The organism is Rhodanobacter sp. OK091 (genome assembly GCF_900142825.1).
GTDB lineage: Bacteria > Pseudomonadota > Gammaproteobacteria > Xanthomonadales > Rhodanobacteraceae > Rhodanobacter.
On record NZ_FRCH01000001.1, the window covers coordinates 356,529 to 373,220 of the forward strand.

The following is a 16,692-nucleotide window of genomic DNA, read 5'->3' on the forward strand; positions in this document are numbered from 1 at the left end:
CATGGGAATGATCTCGATCGTGGTGCTAGAGCCCTGATATCCGATGCAAGAGACGACGATAGGACCGCTCTGCTCATAGCCGGGTGAAAACCGTATAACCGTATGAATAGCGAGGACACGGTGGAGATTGGTCGATCGACAACGCAACGTTGCGCCCGTCGGAGCCTCGGCGTGCCATGTTGCTCATCATTCTCAGCGCCCTCCCGTTCCCGAAATTGCCCTACTATCAAGCTATGGACACACCGCCTCTCCCTCCAACGAACGACGCCCCACGCGGCAGCCTGGCCTGCGTTGGCATGGGCATGACCCTGGGCTCACACCTCACTCCACTGGCACGCAGCCAGATCGAGCAGGCGGACGTGGTGTTTGCGGCACTTTCCGACAACATCGTGGAGTTGTGGCTGCAACGCATGCATCCGGATGTGCGCAGCCTCCAGCCCTATTACGCCGAGGGCAAGTCGCGGATGAAGACTTATCGGCAGTGGGTCGAGCTGATGATGACCGAGGTACGCGCCGGCAAGAATGTCTGCGGCGTCTTCTACGGGCATCCCGGTATCTTTGCCTGGTCGCCGCACAAGGCCATCGAGGTGGCCCGCGCGGAAGGCTTCAAGGCACACATGGAGCCGGGCATTTCCGCCGAAGACTGCCTCTACGCCGATCTGGGCATCGACCCGGGCCGCTTCGGGTGCCAGCACTTCGAGGCCAGCCAGCTGCTTTTCTATGAACGGCGAATCGATCCAACCGGATATCTGGTCCTGTGGCAGGTCGGACTGGTGGGCGATCTGTCGTTGAAGCGCTTTTCCACCGGGGCGGCATACCGCCAGGTGCTGGTAGACGTGCTGAGCGAGGACTATCCGCTCGACCACGAAGTGATCGTCTATCGTGGCGCCACCTTGCCGATCCAGAAGCCGCGGGTCCGCCGCATGGCGCTGCGCGACTTGCCCGGCGCCGAACTGACCGCCGAGGAGACGGTGGTGCTACCGCCCAGCGCGCCGTTGAAGCAGAATCTAGCCGTGCGTGAGCGGCTGGCCGCGCTGGACAAGGAAGCTTCCATCGCTTGACACGCTGCGGCAGTCCGTGGCGCTCACAAGAACGAACACTTGGGAACCACAGTAAACAGGGGAAAAACATGTCGGACACGATTGAACTTCTGGAAGCCATCGGCCAGAACGCCACACTGCGCCACGCATCCGCCGACCAGCTTGCGTCCATTCTCGAACAGGCGAATGCGTCCGCAGCCCTAAGGTCTGCCGTCGCTGCCGGCGACAGCTCGCTTCTGTCCGCAGAGTTCGGACACAAACCGAATAAGGCGCCGCAGATCACCAATGTGCCAGGGCATGAAGAGGACGAGTCGGACGATGACGGCGACGACAAGCCGCATCATCCATCCGAACCCGGCCACAGTCAGCCGCACAAACATACGCCGCACAAACAATAGTCTCTCGCACCGTGCCCATCGGCCGGCAGGGCAGAAGACCGGGGACCGCCTTGGCGGCCCTGGTTCTCTGCGCCCTGATGCAGGCAAGCCATGCCACCGGCACTCCCAGGATTACCGATGCAAGCGCGTTCCTCGACCAAACCGAGAGCCTGCGCATCCAGGATCACCGCCAATTCGCCGAACGGCTGGCGCAGATCCATCGCGAGTCGCCCGCGCTGACGACGGCCGAGCAGTGGCACCTGCGCTATCTCGATGCGCTTGAGTCCTCGCTGGAGGGCAATTACGCCGCGGCGGAGAAGCCGCTTCACGATGTGATCGATCATTCGGGCGATCCGACGCTTGCCGCCAAGGCTTCGGCGCTTCTCATGAACAACCTGGCGGTCAGTCGTCGCTACGAAGATGCCTTCAAGCTGGCCCAACAGCTTACGATCGACCTGCCCCGTATCCAGGACAAGGCGGTCCGTCTCCAGGTTCTCGGCTACCTGTCCCAGATGTTGAACCTGGCTGGACAGACGGATCTGGCAATCAAGTACGCTCATATGATGGAGGACTCCCTTCCTCCAGGTATGACCTCATGCAACCCGCGCTCCAAGCTGGTTGCTGCGCTCTGGAGCGCCAAGCGGCTGACCTCTTCCAGCCCGGAGCTTACGCAAGCCATCGATACCTGCGAGGCGGCTCGACAGCCCATCGTTGCGACAGCTATGCAGCTCATCCTTGGCACACTCCACCTGGAAGAACACCAGCCCGCCAAGACGTTAGCGTTGCTCGACCGGATAGCTCCTGGCATCCAGATCAACCATTACTACCCGCACACGCTATCCGCGCAGGTGCAGCGAGCTCAGGCGTATGAACAGCTAGGTAAAGACGAAGACGCCCGCAAGGCTGCGCTCGCCGCCGTGGCGATGGCCGGCCCGGACGACATCAACGACTATCTCAAGGATGCCTACGAGGTGCTCTACCGGGTCGCGAAGCGGCACGGCAGCACGGCTTCAGCGCTTGCCTACTACGAACACTATGTCGCCCAGACCAGGGGCTCGCTCGATGATGTCGCTGCACAAGCATTGGCCTATCAAACGGTCCAGCAGCAGGTCTTGACCCGCAAGCTGGAAACCGAAGAGCTCAGCAAGCAGAACAGCGTCCTCAAGTTGCAGCAAGCGTTGGATGCCAAGGCTGCGGAGACCAGCCGCCTCTACATCACACTGCTGATCATCTTGCTGGCGGCCATCGGACTCTGGCTGTTCCGCACCATGCACTCGCAGAAGCGATTCAAGCGCATGGCCACCCGCGACGGACTTACCGACATCTTCAACCACCAGCACTTCATCAGCGAGGCGGGTCGCGTCCTGCACCTGATGGAGAAGAAGCTCGGCCATGCCTGCCTGATATCGATCGACCTGGACCACTTCAAGCAGGTCAACGATACCCATGGCCATGTCATGGGCGATGCCGTGCTGAAGCATGCCGTCGCCATCTGCCAGCAACACTTGCGCCCCGCCGATTTGTTCGGCCGTCTGGGCGGCGAGGAATTCGGCATCCTGCTGCACGAGTGCTGCCGCAATCAGGGTATGGATATCGCCAATCGCATCCGGATCGCCATCGAAGCATCGCCGATGGAAAAAGACGGATGTGTCATATCGATTTCCACAAGCGTCGGCCTGGCCTCTACCGACACTTCCGGCTACGAATTATTGCGGCTTTGCACGGAAGCGGACGCAGCGCTGTATCGCGCCAAACGGGCCGGTCGCAATCGCGTCATCGCCGATACCGGGAACGATGGTCTGGTCGAAGCCTGAGGGCTCGAGTAGGTTCGGCGAGATGATCGCAGTGAAGGAAAGCTCAGCTGCCGTGGCGCAAGGCAACGAAGACCACGCCTATCGCGAGAAGAACGCAAACCGGCGAATAGACCAGCGCATCCAGCGTCGCGAATCGGCTTCCCCGGACACGTTTGAAGAATCCTACGTACTTGAACTCCCCCACCGCCCGCGCAATTAAACCGACGGCCAAAGCATACGAGAGCCCGGACAGCACAACAGGCGAAAGCCCGACCGACACCATGCCAGCCGTGGCCGCGACGAGGCCGGCAAAAAAGAACAAGGCCACGCCGACCAGGACGGTCGCCTTGCGGGATGGAACAAACAGTGGCCGGCCTTCGACGGTGGGCACCGCCGAACGTCTGCCGGACCGTGGTACGAGCGCCATGTAGAAATGCCATGCGGCAAGTGCAACAAAGGCAAAGCTGACGATTTGTGCGACGAGGAGATTCATGGTTCCGATGTTTGCGTTGAGCGGTGCCGCACACTCATAAATCCGTAAAAAACCAGAGGCTCCGGCCCCGCTATGGACGCCCGCCAATTCGCTTTGATTCAGGGCTGTTCTGCCGCTTCAATCCTCGCTTCTCGTACCAGTGATGGGCATACGGATTGGTGTTGTAGGGAGGAATCTCCGCGTAGCCGTTGCGGGCATACAGCGCACGAGCTTCGTTGAGGCTGCGGTTGGTATCCAACTGCAATACGTCCAGACCGATTTCTACGGCGTGCTTTTCAAGCGCCTCGAGCAGGCGTTGTGCGATGCCCATCCCGCGGGCGGAAGGCGCCACCCACATGCGCTTGATCTCGCCGACCCGGCGTCCGTTGACCTTGAGCGCGCCGCAGCCTACCGGCTGCCCGTCCAGCCGCGCGATGATGAACAGCCCCGCCGGCGGCACGAGCTCACCGGGATCGGCCGACGTGCTGCGCGCGGGATCGAATCCTGCCTCGAAGCGTTCCTCCAGTTCGCGAAAGTACGCCTCGATGCACCGGCGGGCGTCGACACTGCCGGGATCGACAGGTTCGATCGTTACCGAAGAGGCACGCATGAGCCGCTCCACCTCTTCCATCGCCGCGAGCAGGCGCTCGCGCTGCCGCTCGCCCAACGGAGCCAGCAACGAAACGGCGAGATCCTGCGAACGCCGATCCAACGCGTTCCACTCCTTTCGCCCTTTCGGCGTCAGCGCGACGCGCCGCACCCGGGCGTCGCCGGAAGCACGCTGCGACGTCGCCAGGCCTTGCCGCTCCAGCGAGCGCAGCAGCCGGCTGAGATAGCCCGAATCCAGCGACAGGCGTTCGCGCAAATCGCGGACATTCGCGCCATCCCTGCCGATCTCGAAAAGCAGCCGCGCCTCACCCAGCGGGCGGCCGCTGCCAAGGTAGTTGTCGCTCAGCACGCCGATCCGCCCCGTGACGACGCGGTTGAAACGGCGAACCTGCTGGAACTGTTCTGTTTCCATTACCTGACTATAGTCAGATAAATGATCATGTCAACTCCAAACCGGCTCGGGGGCCAGACTTTGAAGATCCAAGTTGCTGTTTCCCGCGCTAAGTGACCACACGGCTGTAGGAAGCCGGTTTCAAGATTCGGTTGCGCAGGACGAGCATGCCCCGATACGGCGTTGCTTGACCTGGCCTTGCCGGGAAAGCTGGGGTCGCGCTGCAGCGGACGTCAGCCGATACGCAACCTGTTCAGGAACAGGCCGTGCTCGCGATCCCCGGCGCGGTAACCCTCGCGTCCTTCGACCATCCAGGCCCATACCGTATGCGTGCCGTCGACACGCTGGCTATCCACGCGCACGTGATCTCCTTGCGGAACTGGAAACCGGGTCACCAGCACCATGGTTTGCTCATCCATCGAAATCAGCTGCGCAGGCTTGCTGATGACGGAGTTCGCCGTCCAACCGGAGCTGACATGAATCTGCACCTCCTGCAGCGGCTGGTCGCTACGGTTCTCGAGCCTCCAGCCGTCGACTTTCTGCAGCAGTGCATCCAGATTCGGATCATTCCAGTCGACCGTGCCGACCGAAACGCTTGAGCGTGACTTGTCGTGGCCCATGTGGCTGACCTCCCGCGGGATAGATGCGAATGGACATGTAAGCGCGTTCCCCGGTGCCAACATACCAGAACTTCCGCCCGGCGGCGGAGCTCGGAGAAAAGCAGCCATGTCCACTATCTGTGCGGCCGGGTCGGCGAATAATGGGCCTGAACTCGTGGGTTATTACGGCATCCACCAGGCACTTCTAGCGTATAAACCAGATGACTTGTCAGCCAGAGGAATCCCCCCAATGAACGCCTTGTTGAAATTCGCAGCCATCGCCTTAGTCGGTACCGCCACCCTCGCGTCGCCGGCGTTCGCCGCACTGAAGGAAGGCGCCCAGGCGCCCGACTTTTCCGCACCGGCCTACCTCGCCGGCCAGCCCTTCACGTTCAAGCTCGCCGATGCCTTGAAGAAGGGCCCCGTAGTGGTCTACTTCTTCCCGGCCGCACACACGTCAGGCTGCAACATCGAGGCTCACCTGTTCTCGGAGGCCCTCGACCAGTTCAAGGCGCAGCATGCCACCGTGATCGGCGTCACCGCCGGCAATATCTCGGAGCTGGCGGCTTTTTCGAAGGAAACCGAGCATTGCGGCGGCAAGTTCCCGGTCGCCGCCGATGATGGCGCGAAGATTGCCAAACAATATGACGCCTTGCTGCTCATGCGGCCCGGTTGGTCGGACCGCACCTCATATGTGATTGCCCCGTCGGGCAAGATCACGCACGTCTATTCGAGCCTGAGCCCGAAGAAGCACGTGCAGGAGACGCTGGACGCGGTGAAGGCGCTCCAGAAATAAAGCACTGGAGCCGCCGGCTGGAATCCGCCGCTTGCCTCAAGCCGGCGGGGAGGTCGTACGCACACGCGTTGGCGCGTCGAACTATTTCGTCCCCGTCCCGGCATGCTCCTGCGCCAGCCTCGCATCCAGCTTCTTCCCGGCGTTTGCAGCATAGGCACGACAGGCGCCGGCATCGATCAACGGAGCTGCGTCGGTATCCGACTTGCGTCGCGCCACCTTCTGCCAGAAGTCGCTGGCGTCGGGATGGGGGGTGAGCAGGATGTCGCAGGGCAATGCGGCCACGGTGGCGATCGCTCGATGAAAAGCCGCGACGCGGCCAGGGTCGTCGCTGAAACGGAAGCCGGACGCGCTGATCGCCGTCAAGCTGTCGGCATAGGCCATGCGCAGGCAGCGACCGTCCGCGCACGAGGTCCAGGTCCATGAGGTGCTGCCCTGCGTATGTCCCGGGGTGTAGTGCGTGGTGATCGCCACGCCGCCCAGCCGCACGACCTCGCCGTCGCGCAACACCCGCACGTGGTGCACCGGCGGATAGTCGGGCAGGTCGCCGTACTGCGGATCGTCGCGATCGGCACCACCCAGCGCCATCTCCCGCGCGCCGGCCGCACTGGCCAGCACCTGCGCGCCGCTGTCGCGCTGTAATGCGGCGATGCCGCCGGCATGATCGGAATGCGCGTGCGAGTTGAGTATCCATTTGATGTCGCGCACGCGGAACCCCAGTGCGCGGATATTCGCCTCGATCACCGGCGCCGACTCCGGCAGGTCGCCGTCGAACAGCGCCAGCCCCTGCCCCGTATCCAGCAGGATCGAGGACAGGCCGTAAGGCCCCACGTACCAGGTGTTGCCGTAGATGCGGAACGGCTTCTGCGGCGCGTTCCATTGCTGCCGATCGAAGCCGTGGGACGTATTCGCCGACGGCTGTTCCGCGTGGGCGGCAGGCAGCATCAGGCTTAGCATCAGCGTAGCGCCTGCCAGAAAGCGTAGCGACATCATGAGAGAGCTCCGTGGTCGTAAAGCGCGCAGCATCGCTTCCATACCTGACCCGCGACAGGCGAAATCCTGACGCTTTGCGGACACCGGTCGTGCAGGCTGCGTTTCCATGATCGCTCCGCACTGACCAGGGTCAAGGTAGTGGCTGGCGGGTCCGGGAGATGATGGCGCCGGCGCCGCCATGGCGTCGATGCGATCGAGAGGCCCGCGATGGAATATCACATTGACATGGCCGGCGTGGAGACGGATCTGCGCGCCATCGAGGATGTCCTGTACGACCTCGATCCGGCAGTGATCGTGGCCATGGCGCAGGACGGCAACACCTTGAGGATAGCTACCTACATCCCGATGACGGACTTGCTCGGCTTGATTCGACAGGCTGGCTGCCGGGTGGAACCGCATCAAGTGGTGGAGTTGCCATCGATCTGTTGCGGCGGTTGCGGCGGATAGGCCGCCTGGCCGCCTGAAATGGACGGCCACCTGTCCCGCAACTTCAATCGATCCGCTGCCAGACCGAGATCGGCACATCGCCGTTCGGGCGCGGCGTCACGCGGTAGCTCAGCACGTTGTCCTTGAGCTCGTAGTGCCTGCTTTGCGCCTGACCTTCCCAATTGGGAAACGAAGCGCCCTCTATGTGGAAGACCAGAGCACCATCGCCCGGCTCGATACTGAGCGTGCCGAAGTGGGTGCTCGAGCCCATGACGGCAGCCTTGTACTCGCTCTCTGTTCCCTTCGCCTTGTCGCCCGAACCGAATTTGGGTCGCTCGGATTTGAAGATCTGCAGCGAATAGTGTCCCTGCCTGTCGATCAGCAGCAGTCCCGTTGGCTTGGCGCCAAAATCTGGCGCTCGCGAACCGTCGGGATGCTGGACGTCCGCCGCCACCAAGGTCCAGCTTCCCGCCAGCGACGACACATCGGTTGGCGAGGCAGCGAAGGCACTCGACGCCCAGAGCGAGCCCGTGGCGAAAAGCATGGCAAGAACGTTGTGGGTGCGAGCTGTACGAACTTTCATGTGTCGGGCTTTCCTGTGTTGGCGAGGCAATCAGCAGTGGATAAGTGCCGGCGTGAGCATCCAGATGGTAGGCTCCTCACATACTTAAGAAAATTCGATAATTCAAAACAATATCATTAGAAAAATTGAACTAATGTCGCTACCCAATCTCGATATGGATGCCATGCGAACGCTGGTTGCGATCCTGCAACTGGGCAGCTTGGGCCGTGCCGCGGAAAAAATCGGTCGTTCCCAATCGGCCGTGAGCCAGCAAATGCGCAAGCTGGAAGGTCAATTGGGCCAGCCTTTGTTTCGCAAGCAAGGGCGCGTTGTGGTGCTGACGGAAACGGGGGAATTGGTGCACTCCTATGCACGCCGCATCCTTGACCTCAACGACGAAGCCGTCAGCGCCGCTGCTGGCACATCGGTAGAAGGCGTGGTGCGCTTCGGCTTGCCTGGCGACTTCGCCGAAACATGGCTGCCCGCCGCGCTGGGCCAATTCAGGAAAGCACACCCGGCGGTCCGGATAGATGTCGAAGTAGAACGCAACGGCGCTTTGTTGGAACGGCTGGACCGCGGCGAATTCGACCTCGTTCTGGCGATGGGCTACGGCAGCCGCCCCGATGCCAGGCGCCTGGCCACTCTGCCCATGACATGGATCGGGCCTGCGGGTTCGGATGCCGTCCTACGGCCGGACGCGCCGCTGGATCTGGCGCTCTACCATTCGCCTTGTTTCTTTCGCCGCGCAGGGATCGAGGCACTCGACAAGGCTTCCATTTCCTGGCGGCTGGCCTACACCACGGCGAGCTTGCACAGTCTTTGGGCCGGCGTAGCGGCCGGACTCGGCATTACGTTGAGAACGACGGCTGGCATACCGCCGTTTCTCATGCGACTCGACGAAAGGCATGACCTGCCACCTCTGCCTATCGTTGAACTGTGCCTTCATTCGAGACAGGGCGAGTCGTCCCCTGCGCTGAGCCAACTTGAACGCGTAGTGATCGACAATGCCATCGGCAATCTGGGGTTGTAAGAACGCACGTTCCTCACTGAGATAATCCCGACCGCCCACACCTGCGCATGCTGTGGCCAGCCATGGGCGCCGCCGATCGCCATATCCGCTACAAGGCTCTCTATATCATCGCAACACCACGCCAGGGGATTGAATCTTGAGCTTCATGCGAATTCTATGCGCCAGTGCTGCCGTCATTCTGCTGGCCTTCTTCATGCATCGCAGTCACGATCCGATGCGAACCGCATTGCCGTTCGGAACAACGGATCTTTCGTCGGTGGAATCCGCGCTACAACGCCTGAAGGCCGACGACCGCGCCCTGGTCGAGGCCTATGTCAAACGCAGCAATGGCGATGTTCTGCTGCCGTCGATGGCTGACCCCGAACAGCCGTTCACCGCGCGCACTTTTGCGCAAGCCATCGCCCTTGAAAAAGCCTGGGACATCAAGCGCGACGCGCAAGAAGCCGTGGCAGCGAAGAATGCTGCCGCGCGCGACGAAGCGATGGCGCCTCTGCGTGCATTGGTCGAAGCGGATGTCGAGCGCGCCGAGATCCTGTCGCCGCGTCAACTGATCAAGCCGCGCGAGCCGGTCGATGGCATCATATCGGCACTTCCGAGCGACAAGGCCACCGTCTTCGTCGTTACCGTGTCGCTGCACAATCTCGGCAACAAGGCGATCGTTGCGGTGACCGGCTCGCTCGAGGCCACGGACCGCGAGGCGACCCTTCCACTCGATCTTTGCTGGATCGATGTGGGGCCACAGAACAGGATCGATCCGGCCAGCCACACGGAAATCCGTTGCGCCAACCTCCACCGGCAAGCGAATGACCGACAGCGCGCCTTCATGGATTCGCCGCCTGGCCGATTCACCGTGATCTGGAAACCGAAGTCGGTGCAGTTGGAGGACGGTACACGTATCGAAAGCGGTCTTTGAACACAGTGCATGACGGAAAACCGGGCAGCTACCTGCTTCCAGATTCGCCCCCATCGACGCGTATCAACGCGACCGCGAGCGCCCGCCGCCTGGTTCCATTGCCTGCTTCATGTAGTCGGTGGGCGTGACGCCGAGCACGCGATGAAACATGCTGCTGAAGGCGCTGCAGCTCGCGTATCCAGCGTCCCGCGCAACCGTCTTGATGGAATGCCCCAGGCACATCCGGCTGAGAGCCCTGGCCAGCCGGACATGCTGACGCCAGCGCACGAACGACATCTGCAGTTCCTTCTCGAAGAGCCGTGCCAAGGTGCGGCTGCTTGCACCGGCACGCGCCGCCAACTGCTCCAGTGTCTCCACGTGAGATGTTCCGGCAAGCAAACGCCGACACACGTTCTTCAAGCGCGGATCCGCCGGCACGGGAATATGGAAGGCCGTTTCGTCCGCCGTGTGCAGCTCGTGCAACAGCAACGGGATCAGGATCGTCATGCGCTCGTGCGCCTTGTCCACATGCGCCTGCACCGCGGCCAGAACCAGCTCCCGAAGCAGCGCCGATACCGCCAATACCTTGCAATGCGGCCCGAACGATGCGCTCGTGGGACGATCGAGATACAGCATGCGCACGGAGACCTGCCCTTCCATGTGAATCTCGTGCTCCATGCCCAGCGGTATCCACAACGAACGTTGCGGCGGCACGATCCATATCCCTTCGCGCGTGGTCACGTGCATCACGCCGGACTTGGCATAGATGAGCTGCCCACGGCGATGCCGATGCTTCGCTACATGCCATCCCTGCGGGTAGTTCTTGGCGAGCGCCGTGATCGGCCATGACGGCACACGGGCGGACTGCTGTCTGAAACGCGACACAAGATGGCCACCTTTCGAAAGACGGACGTCCTAGGCTATGTCTGAACCCCTGGTGCGGGCAAGCCTGTCTTTGCAGGCGACTTCCATGAGCGGCCGCAACGCCGGGCATTGGTTTTTGTTCACAGCGTCCTGGAAAGACCGAGGCATCCGATGAACACTCCTGCGATCACACGGCGCACCTTGCTCAAGGCGGGCGCGGCCTTGGCCGGCACTCTTGCGCTGGGCGGTGTCGACCTGCTGGCGAAAACACATCGCGCCGTCGAACGGCCGACCCTGGTGGTGTTCTGGTTGAACGGAGGACCCGCCGGCTTGTTCAACAGCGCCGATGCCTTCCTCGCCAATGGCGCGTTCGGTGTGACGCAGAACAATGTCCATGCGCTGGGCAATGGGCTTTACGTGGATGCCGGTTCGCTGGGCGCCCTGCCCGACGTGGCGCTGGCGCACATGGCATCGGTGCATTTCAGGCACGGGCTCTATTCGCACAATGACGCACGGTCCGCGGTACTGCAGACCGGTTCGGGCAGCCGACTACTGCAGATGGCCGCGGCGATGCCGCACAGCGCGGTGCCCTGCGCCATCGTCAACAATCTGGGCCTGCCGGTCGGCATCTCGCCGAACCCTGCAACCGAACGCGGGATAGGCTTCGAGCACATCGTGAAACTCGACGATGCTCGCCGCACTCTTTCGGCAGCACGGCTCAATGACATCCGTGAGGCTTATGGCGTACCCGGTGGAAACGCCGCCGTCGATGGCCAACGTTCGACTTTCGCCGCTGTGGAAGCACTGGTTCACGAAGGCGCCGGCGTTGTCTTCGCACAACCGGCTTACACCGGGCGGCATGACCGGCAGTTCGATACTCATCACGACGACATCGGAAAAGTGGCGCGCGAAATCATGGCGCCGATCACGCCGTCGCTGGCGATGTTCCTCAGCCGCGTGATGACTATGCCAGGCCGCAACATCGTGACGCTGCTGACCGGCGAGTTCAGCCGCACGCTCCCGGGCGCCGACCATGCCCAGGGCGGCACCGCCACCGTCATCGGCAAATATGTCAGGACCGGCGCCATCGGACGCCAACGCCCCGATGGTTCGCCGCCCGAACACGCGCCCCCGCCCGAAGCGCTGTGGGCCTACGTCGCAGCGGCGCTTCGGCTCGGCGACGCGGCCACCTTTGGACCCAACCCGCATGCGGGTTTGCTGGTCTGAGAGCGCTCCGCTCTCGGCATCTCCGCAGCAGAGCTGCTCGAAGTCCGCGCTCTAGTGCTTCAGGGCCTCGTCGATCGCCTGGTGCGCCAGCGGCGCCATGACGGCGTAGCCCGCAGGCGTGGGGTGCACACCGTCGCTGGCCAAGCGGGAGTCCATGCCGCCCTGTGCGTTGGCGAGCGCGCTGTAGTAGTCGAGATAGATGGCGCCGCGCGAGGCTGCGTATTGCTTGAGCCAGGCGTTGAGAGTGCGCACCTTGTCGGCCGGTTGCAGGCCCCGGTGCCAGGGGTAGTCGCTCACCGGCAGCACGGAGGCGAGGATGACCCGGACCTGGTGGGCCTGGGCCAGCTCCGTCATGGAGCGGAAGTTGTCCTCGATCATCGGCAGCGTGGCGAGACCGGTGTTGCCGGCGATATCGTTGGTGCCGGCGAGAATGAGCACCGCGGCCGGGCGTAGATCGATCACGTCCTGGCGGAAGCGCAGCAGCATCTGCGCAGTGGTTTGCCCCGAGATGCCGCGATTGACGTAGGGCTTGCCAGGGAAAAAGGTGGTGCCCTTGGCGCGGCCCCAGGCATCCGTGATGGAGTCCCCGTAGAAGACGACTCGCGGCTGGCCCGACGCAGGCGGCGCCAGCTGCGCGTTGTCGGCACGGTAGCGGCCCAACTGTGGCCAGTCCGCCAACTCCTGCTGCATGGACGCGACCTGCTCTGTGGTCAGCGATGACGCCGGCACCGTGTACATGGGATTGATGGCGACCGGCGCCGATGCAGCTGATGTCGCCGCCTGTCCCGTGGCGGGCGACGAAACGGGAATACCGATGAGCAACGCAAAGGCAATACCAAGGGTCGACGGAAGCTTCATCGGCTGGGGTCTCCATGCCAGGTTCGAGGAGCTACCGAGTGTACCTGTCCGCGCAAAGGGCTCGGGTCAAGTCTGGGGTTTCCTCTTCCAACCGTTTTTTCGCCCGGTTCTCGCCTAGTATCCGCCCCGTACCGAGCCGCCTCTGGTCGTCGACTGTTCCGAGTGGTGACAGCGGCCAGCTACGATGGTCACCGAAACCCATTGGGGCCCTCGAATGTTAACGCTCGGTTGAACTATCGGGCGTATCCTCGTCCATCTTCTGAAACCTGCCGGAGCCCGCTATGAAAGCCTTGACCCTGCTCGTCGCCGCCACCCTCGCCCTGACCGGGATATCGAACGCCCGGGCACAGTCGTCCAGCGGCGTACTCATGCGCCCCGACGGCATCTACTTGCGTTGCGACCAGTGCGGCACCGTGCAGAGCATCGAACACAACGTCACCCAGGGCAGCCAGCACGGTACGGCCGGCGCGATCATCGGCGCGGTCGCCGGCGGTGTACTGGGCAACCAGGTCGGCAGGGGCAATGGCCGCAAGCTCGCCACCGTCGGCGGCGCTGTCGGCGGTGGCTTTGCCGGGCACGCGATCGGCACTCGCGGCGGCAGCGAGAGCTGGACGGTGCGCCTGAAGATGGGCAACGGTAGCTACTCCAACGTCCAGGTCCCGGACGCCAGCAGCATCCGCGAGGGCGACGTGGTGCAGGTAGGTCCCAACGGCGAGATCGTGCGCATCCGCTGACAGCCGAAAGCCAGAGCGAACGCGGATCAGGCACGCCACGCCGAGCCTGATCCGCGCGTCGGGCGTTTCCTCGCCGATCTCGCTCCCGCTCATCTGCTGGCAACTGGTCGGATGGGTCCGACCTCAGTTTCGCGCGATGGCTTGCCTGTCGATCACGGCCATGTCACGACAATCCTGTTGCGGATGCTTTGACGGGGCAGCATGACGGTTGCCGTGGTGTCCCTGCTGTTCCAGCTCCACTGGCCCGCATCTTTGCCGTTGACCGAAATCGACGGCGGCTTGTCCGTGGCATGGATGCGCAGTTCGTAGGAACGCGCCTGCACCTGGCCCTTGAACGAACCACTGGTCGGTTCGACGACGAACTGATGGGAGCCGTCGCTGCCCGTGGCATAAGTCATCGGCGTCTGCGCGTACTGGCCCTGGGCGTAGGCGAGCGATATCCCGTCATCTTCGTAGAGGTCGAAGCTGCCCTTGCCCGATCCGTAGACATTGAGGATCACGGTGTTCAGTGGCTTGGCGTCCGAATAATCGCTTACAGCCTGTTCGGGAATGATCGACCCCGCGCGAACGAACACCGGCATATCGTCCACGGCGTAGTGCGCGGTGAAGCTGGTGCCGCCTTGATAGCGCTTGCCGTTGAAGAAATCGATCCACTGGCCGGGCGGCAGATAGACGGTGCGGTTGCCGCTTTCGTCGAGCACAGGTGCCACCAGCATGTCCTTGCCGAAGAAATATTCGTGGGGATGCTGGTAGGCCTGCTCCAGGTCCGGGTACTGCAGGTACAGCGGCCGCAGGATCGGCATCGAGTCGTTGTGCGCCTGCCAGGTGTACGTATACAGATAGGGAATCAGCTGGGTGCGCAAGGTGAAATATTTCTTCATCAGCGCGATGCCCCGGCTGCCGTAGACCCAGGGCATGCGCATGTTGCCCTCGAGCGGGTTGGCGTGGGCGCTGTGCATGCGCAGGATCGGACTGAAGGTGCCGAACTCGATCCAGCGCGCATACATGGCGAAGTCGATTTTCGCACCGTGAAACCCGCCGATATCGTTGCTGATGTACGGCACCAGCACGTTGCCACCGCGCACGGTAAAAGCGACCTCGTAGGCAAGCACCGGCCACTCCGAATAAGCGTCGCCGGTGAAGAACGCCGGATAACGCTCGCTGCCCCAGTCGCCGTAGCGGCTGAGGATGAATCCGCGCTGCGCGACGCCCGGCTCATCGCCCTTGGGCAAGGTGTAGTCGTAGAAAACCTTGTTGGTCCACAGCTGCTTGTTCAGGCCCGGCATGTCGACCGCGCCGCCGCCGCCATCGACCCACCAGACGTCCACGCCTTCCTGCATCAGCGGCTTGTGCAGGTTGCGCATGAAGACATCGGCCTGCTGCTGGTTCGACAGATCGAAATAGATGCGCTCCGGTGGCTTGACGTTGCGGATCGCGACCGGCCCGGCAAGCAGGCCACCACCGGCCTCGCCCGGCTCCACGCGCAGGGCGATCACATTCGTGCGGCCCGCCTTGGCATACGGCGTGATGTCGGCATAAGTCAGCCGCTGCGGCCACTGCACCTTGCTGTGCGTCACCTCCGTGCCGTTGACGAAGATCCGGTACGTCTTGCCGACCTCGCCCAGAGTGACGTACAGCGTGTCGGGAAGTTTTGCCGGCAGTCGCACCGATGTCCGGTACCACGCGACACCCCGATAAGTCTTGAAGCCCTGGTCCTGCCAGGGCAGGCCCACGCTTATCGGCTTCCAGCGCCTGTCGTCGTGATCCGCCGCGAACCAGCGGTGGTCTAGGCCTTGATCGTTCGGGTCGGCAGAAAACTTCCACCGTCCTGAAATATCCATGTCGAACGAAGGCTTCGGGGGCAGCGGCCGGCCTAGCGCCTCGAGTGCTTCCGGCGCATGGCTGTCCTTGAACGACAAGATGCTTTCGTCGGTGTTGGCGTAGCCGGGGTGATCGTTGAGGCTGAGCTTGATGCCCTGGCTGTGCAGCCAGCGCATGAGCTGGCGGGGATGCTGTATCAGCGGGCTCCAGTCATAGCCGCCCTCCCAGCCATAGTTGTGCCAGGCGAAATCCAGCACCAGCGTGTCGAACGGAATGTGATTGTCGCGCAGCCGCGCAAGCTCCTGCTCGAGGCGCTGCTGGTCATACCGTTTGAAGGCCGGCTGCCTGGACTGCACCGAGTCCGGAAAATATTCGAAATTGAGATCGGTGATCCAGGGGCCCAGCGTGAATCGCGGAATCATCGGCACCGGCCCGCACAACTTCGCGTACTCGTCGAGCACCTTCCGGTAATCGCGGTTGTACGTGAACAGGTACCAGTCCTGGCCGTTCGGCTGCGGCCGCGGTTCAATCCACGTTTTCCGCGCGTTCCATACCGGGGTGCCGCTGTCGTCGATGAACGCATAGCCGCTGCGGCTCAAAAGCCCGGGCTTGGCCTTGGGCAACAGCACGTCAATCCCCGGGATGATGTTGTTGATCGGGCTGTCGATATCCATCCGGCCCGGCGGCAGGTTGGCCTTGCTGATGTTATCCAGGGAATACGTCAACCCGCCCAGGTTCCGCGTATCCACGTCGCCGGGGTGCCAGTCGTGCGTGCCGTCGGCGGGATCGTTCCAGGTCACCTTGAGGTTGGATGCGGCGAACGGGCCGGACTGCAGCCGGTAACGCAAGGTCATGGCGCTGGTGGTGGCGATCAGCCAGCCGTCTTTCTGCGTCGACCGGACCTGGACCACCGGCCAGTCCCTCTTCTGCACCACTGCCGTGGGCGCATCGACGAATGCGCCGGACGCGGAGTATTCCATCCGCACCAGCGACGGGGTGAGAAATTCGAAGCGGGCATCACCGACGACGATGGTGGGCCCAACCTCCGCGACGGCGACATCGGGCTTGCCCGGAGATCGGGCACAGGACACCAAGCACGCCGGAACCAGTCCGACGAGCAGCCATGTCATGACGCGGCCGAGGATGCGGTGAGAATTCATTCGGATGCCCTCGTCTGACCCATCAGGAGCGACGCATGGCTGCCGCAAAGC

17 protein-coding genes are annotated in these 16,692 nt (G+C 62.8%); 9 read left to right on the forward strand and 8 right to left on the reverse strand.

The window, feature by feature from the left end; translation table 11 throughout:
• Positions 1 to 233 precede the first annotated feature (233 nt).
• The 3 genes from BUA26_RS01775 (at position 234) to BUA26_RS01785 (ending at position 3,231) form a co-directional block, all read left to right on the forward strand.
• The gene (locus BUA26_RS01775; RefSeq protein WP_072759937.1) at positions 234 to 1,061 is read left to right on the forward strand and encodes an SAM-dependent methyltransferase; all 828 of its coding nucleotides are present in this window, start codon (positions 234 to 236) and stop codon (positions 1,059 to 1,061) included.
• 68 nt (positions 1,062 to 1,129) lie between these two features.
• Positions 1,130 to 1,438, forward strand: coding sequence for a hypothetical protein (locus BUA26_RS01780; RefSeq protein ID WP_072757358.1), 309 nt, complete (start codon positions 1,130 to 1,132; stop codon positions 1,436 to 1,438).
• 11 nt (positions 1,439 to 1,449) lie between these two features.
• A complete protein-coding gene (locus tag BUA26_RS01785; RefSeq protein WP_072757361.1) occupies positions 1,450 to 3,231 on the forward strand; it encodes a sensor domain-containing diguanylate cyclase in 1,782 nt (593 codons plus the stop codon).
• 43 nt (positions 3,232 to 3,274) lie between these two features.
• On the opposite strand, the gene BUA26_RS01790 is transcribed toward BUA26_RS01785, so the two are convergent.
• From BUA26_RS01790 to BUA26_RS01800, 3 genes are all read right to left on the reverse strand, one after another.
• Positions 3,275 to 3,703: a DUF3995 domain-containing protein gene (locus tag BUA26_RS01790; protein WP_072757364.1), complete on the reverse strand. Its 429-nt coding sequence runs from the start codon at positions 3,701 to 3,703 to the stop codon at positions 3,275 to 3,277.
• A 70-nt stretch (positions 3,704 to 3,773) separates the two neighbouring features.
• Positions 3,774 to 4,640, reverse strand: coding sequence for a bifunctional helix-turn-helix transcriptional regulator/GNAT family N-acetyltransferase (locus tag BUA26_RS01795; protein ID WP_218587766.1), 867 nt, complete (start codon positions 4,638 to 4,640; stop codon positions 3,774 to 3,776).
• Between the two features lie 275 nt (positions 4,641 to 4,915).
• Entirely contained in the window at positions 4,916 to 5,302 is a 387-nt protein-coding gene (locus tag BUA26_RS01800) for a hypothetical protein (RefSeq protein WP_072757368.1), read from the reverse strand.
• A 229-nt stretch (positions 5,303 to 5,531) separates the two neighbouring features.
• Between BUA26_RS01800 and BUA26_RS01805 the strand changes: the two genes are divergently transcribed.
• The gene (locus tag BUA26_RS01805) at positions 5,532 to 6,077 is read left to right on the forward strand and encodes a peroxiredoxin (protein ID WP_072757370.1); all 546 of its coding nucleotides are present in this window, start codon (positions 5,532 to 5,534) and stop codon (positions 6,075 to 6,077) included.
• 81 nt (positions 6,078 to 6,158) lie between these two features.
• Here the strand turns inward: BUA26_RS01805 and bla are convergent, their stop codons facing one another.
• The gene (gene bla, locus BUA26_RS01810) at positions 6,159 to 7,067 is read right to left on the reverse strand and encodes a subclass B3 metallo-beta-lactamase (protein ID WP_255368128.1); all 909 of its coding nucleotides are present in this window, start codon (positions 7,065 to 7,067) and stop codon (positions 6,159 to 6,161) included.
• 207 nt (positions 7,068 to 7,274) lie between these two features.
• Between bla and BUA26_RS01815 the strand changes: the two genes are divergently transcribed.
• A complete protein-coding gene (locus BUA26_RS01815; protein ID WP_072757374.1) occupies positions 7,275 to 7,514 on the forward strand; it encodes a hypothetical protein in 240 nt (79 codons plus the stop codon).
• A gap of 43 nt (positions 7,515 to 7,557) precedes the next feature.
• On the opposite strand, the gene BUA26_RS01820 is transcribed toward BUA26_RS01815, so the two are convergent.
• The gene (locus BUA26_RS01820) at positions 7,558 to 8,076 is read right to left on the reverse strand and encodes a lipocalin-like domain-containing protein (protein WP_072757376.1); all 519 of its coding nucleotides are present in this window, start codon (positions 8,074 to 8,076) and stop codon (positions 7,558 to 7,560) included.
• 133 nt (positions 8,077 to 8,209) lie between these two features.
• On the opposite strand from BUA26_RS01820, the gene BUA26_RS01825 reads away from it, so the two are divergent.
• The gene (locus BUA26_RS01825) at positions 8,210 to 9,085 is read left to right on the forward strand and encodes a LysR substrate-binding domain-containing protein (protein WP_072757378.1); all 876 of its coding nucleotides are present in this window, start codon (positions 8,210 to 8,212) and stop codon (positions 9,083 to 9,085) included.
• Between the two features lie 136 nt (positions 9,086 to 9,221).
• Positions 9,222 to 9,998, forward strand: coding sequence for a hypothetical protein (locus tag BUA26_RS01830; RefSeq protein WP_178368516.1), 777 nt, complete (start codon positions 9,222 to 9,224; stop codon positions 9,996 to 9,998).
• 63 nt (positions 9,999 to 10,061) lie between these two features.
• Here BUA26_RS01830 and BUA26_RS01835 read toward each other — a convergent pair whose 3' ends face one another.
• A complete protein-coding gene (locus BUA26_RS01835; RefSeq protein ID WP_083572841.1) occupies positions 10,062 to 10,862 on the reverse strand; it encodes an AraC family transcriptional regulator in 801 nt (266 codons plus the stop codon).
• A 150-nt stretch (positions 10,863 to 11,012) separates the two neighbouring features.
• Between BUA26_RS01835 and BUA26_RS01840 the strand changes: the two genes are divergently transcribed.
• A complete protein-coding gene (locus tag BUA26_RS01840) occupies positions 11,013 to 12,068 on the forward strand; it encodes a hypothetical protein (protein ID WP_072757383.1) in 1,056 nt (351 codons plus the stop codon).
• A 51-nt stretch (positions 12,069 to 12,119) separates the two neighbouring features.
• Here BUA26_RS01840 and BUA26_RS01845 read toward each other — a convergent pair whose 3' ends face one another.
• Positions 12,120 to 12,926 carry an SGNH/GDSL hydrolase family protein gene (locus tag BUA26_RS01845; RefSeq protein WP_072757385.1) on the reverse strand — a complete coding sequence of 269 codons (807 nt, stop codon included), beginning with the start codon at positions 12,924 to 12,926 and terminating at the stop codon, positions 12,120 to 12,122.
• Positions 12,927 to 13,207: 281 nt separating this feature from the next.
• Between BUA26_RS01845 and BUA26_RS20805 the strand changes: the two genes are divergently transcribed.
• Complete coding sequence (locus BUA26_RS20805; protein ID WP_072757387.1) at positions 13,208 to 13,660, forward strand: glycine zipper 2TM domain-containing protein; 453 nt, start codon at positions 13,208 to 13,210, stop codon at positions 13,658 to 13,660.
• Positions 13,661 to 13,812: 152 nt separating this feature from the next.
• Here BUA26_RS20805 and BUA26_RS01855 read toward each other — a convergent pair whose 3' ends face one another.
• Positions 13,813 to 16,641, reverse strand: coding sequence for a TIM-barrel domain-containing protein (locus BUA26_RS01855; RefSeq protein ID WP_218587767.1), 2,829 nt, complete (start codon positions 16,639 to 16,641; stop codon positions 13,813 to 13,815).
• Positions 16,642 to 16,692 lie beyond the last annotated feature (51 nt).

Excerpts from the sequence above, each read along its gene's own strand:
- bla (WP_255368128.1), bottom strand. The coding sequence starts at position 7,067 with ATGATGTCGCTACGCTTTCTGGCAGGCGCTACGCTGATGCTAAGCCTG.
- BUA26_RS01815 (WP_072757374.1), top strand. The coding sequence starts at position 7,275 with ATGGAATATCACATTGACATGGCCGGCGTGGAGACGGATCTGCGCGCC.
- BUA26_RS01845 (WP_072757385.1), bottom strand. The coding sequence starts at position 12,926 with ATGAAGCTTCCGTCGACCCTTGGTATTGCCTTTGCGTTGCTCATCGGT.
- BUA26_RS01780 (WP_072757358.1), top strand. The coding sequence starts at position 1,130 with ATGTCGGACACGATTGAACTTCTGGAAGCCATCGGCCAGAACGCCACA.
- BUA26_RS01820 (WP_072757376.1), bottom strand. The coding sequence starts at position 8,076 with ATGAAAGTTCGTACAGCTCGCACCCACAACGTTCTTGCCATGCTTTTC.
- BUA26_RS01805 (WP_072757370.1), top strand. The coding sequence starts at position 5,532 with ATGAACGCCTTGTTGAAATTCGCAGCCATCGCCTTAGTCGGTACCGCC.
- BUA26_RS01800 (WP_072757368.1), bottom strand. The coding sequence starts at position 5,302 with ATGGGCCACGACAAGTCACGCTCAAGCGTTTCGGTCGGCACGGTCGAC.
- BUA26_RS01790 (WP_072757364.1), bottom strand. The coding sequence starts at position 3,703 with ATGAATCTCCTCGTCGCACAAATCGTCAGCTTTGCCTTTGTTGCACTT.
- BUA26_RS01775 (WP_072759937.1), top strand. The coding sequence starts at position 234 with ATGGACACACCGCCTCTCCCTCCAACGAACGACGCCCCACGCGGCAGC.
- BUA26_RS20805 (WP_072757387.1), top strand. The coding sequence starts at position 13,208 with ATGAAAGCCTTGACCCTGCTCGTCGCCGCCACCCTCGCCCTGACCGGG.
- BUA26_RS01855 (WP_218587767.1), bottom strand. The coding sequence starts at position 16,641 with ATGAATTCTCACCGCATCCTCGGCCGCGTCATGACATGGCTGCTCGTC.
- BUA26_RS01840 (WP_072757383.1), top strand. The coding sequence starts at position 11,013 with ATGAACACTCCTGCGATCACACGGCGCACCTTGCTCAAGGCGGGCGCG.
- BUA26_RS01825 (WP_072757378.1), top strand. The coding sequence starts at position 8,210 with ATGTCGCTACCCAATCTCGATATGGATGCCATGCGAACGCTGGTTGCG.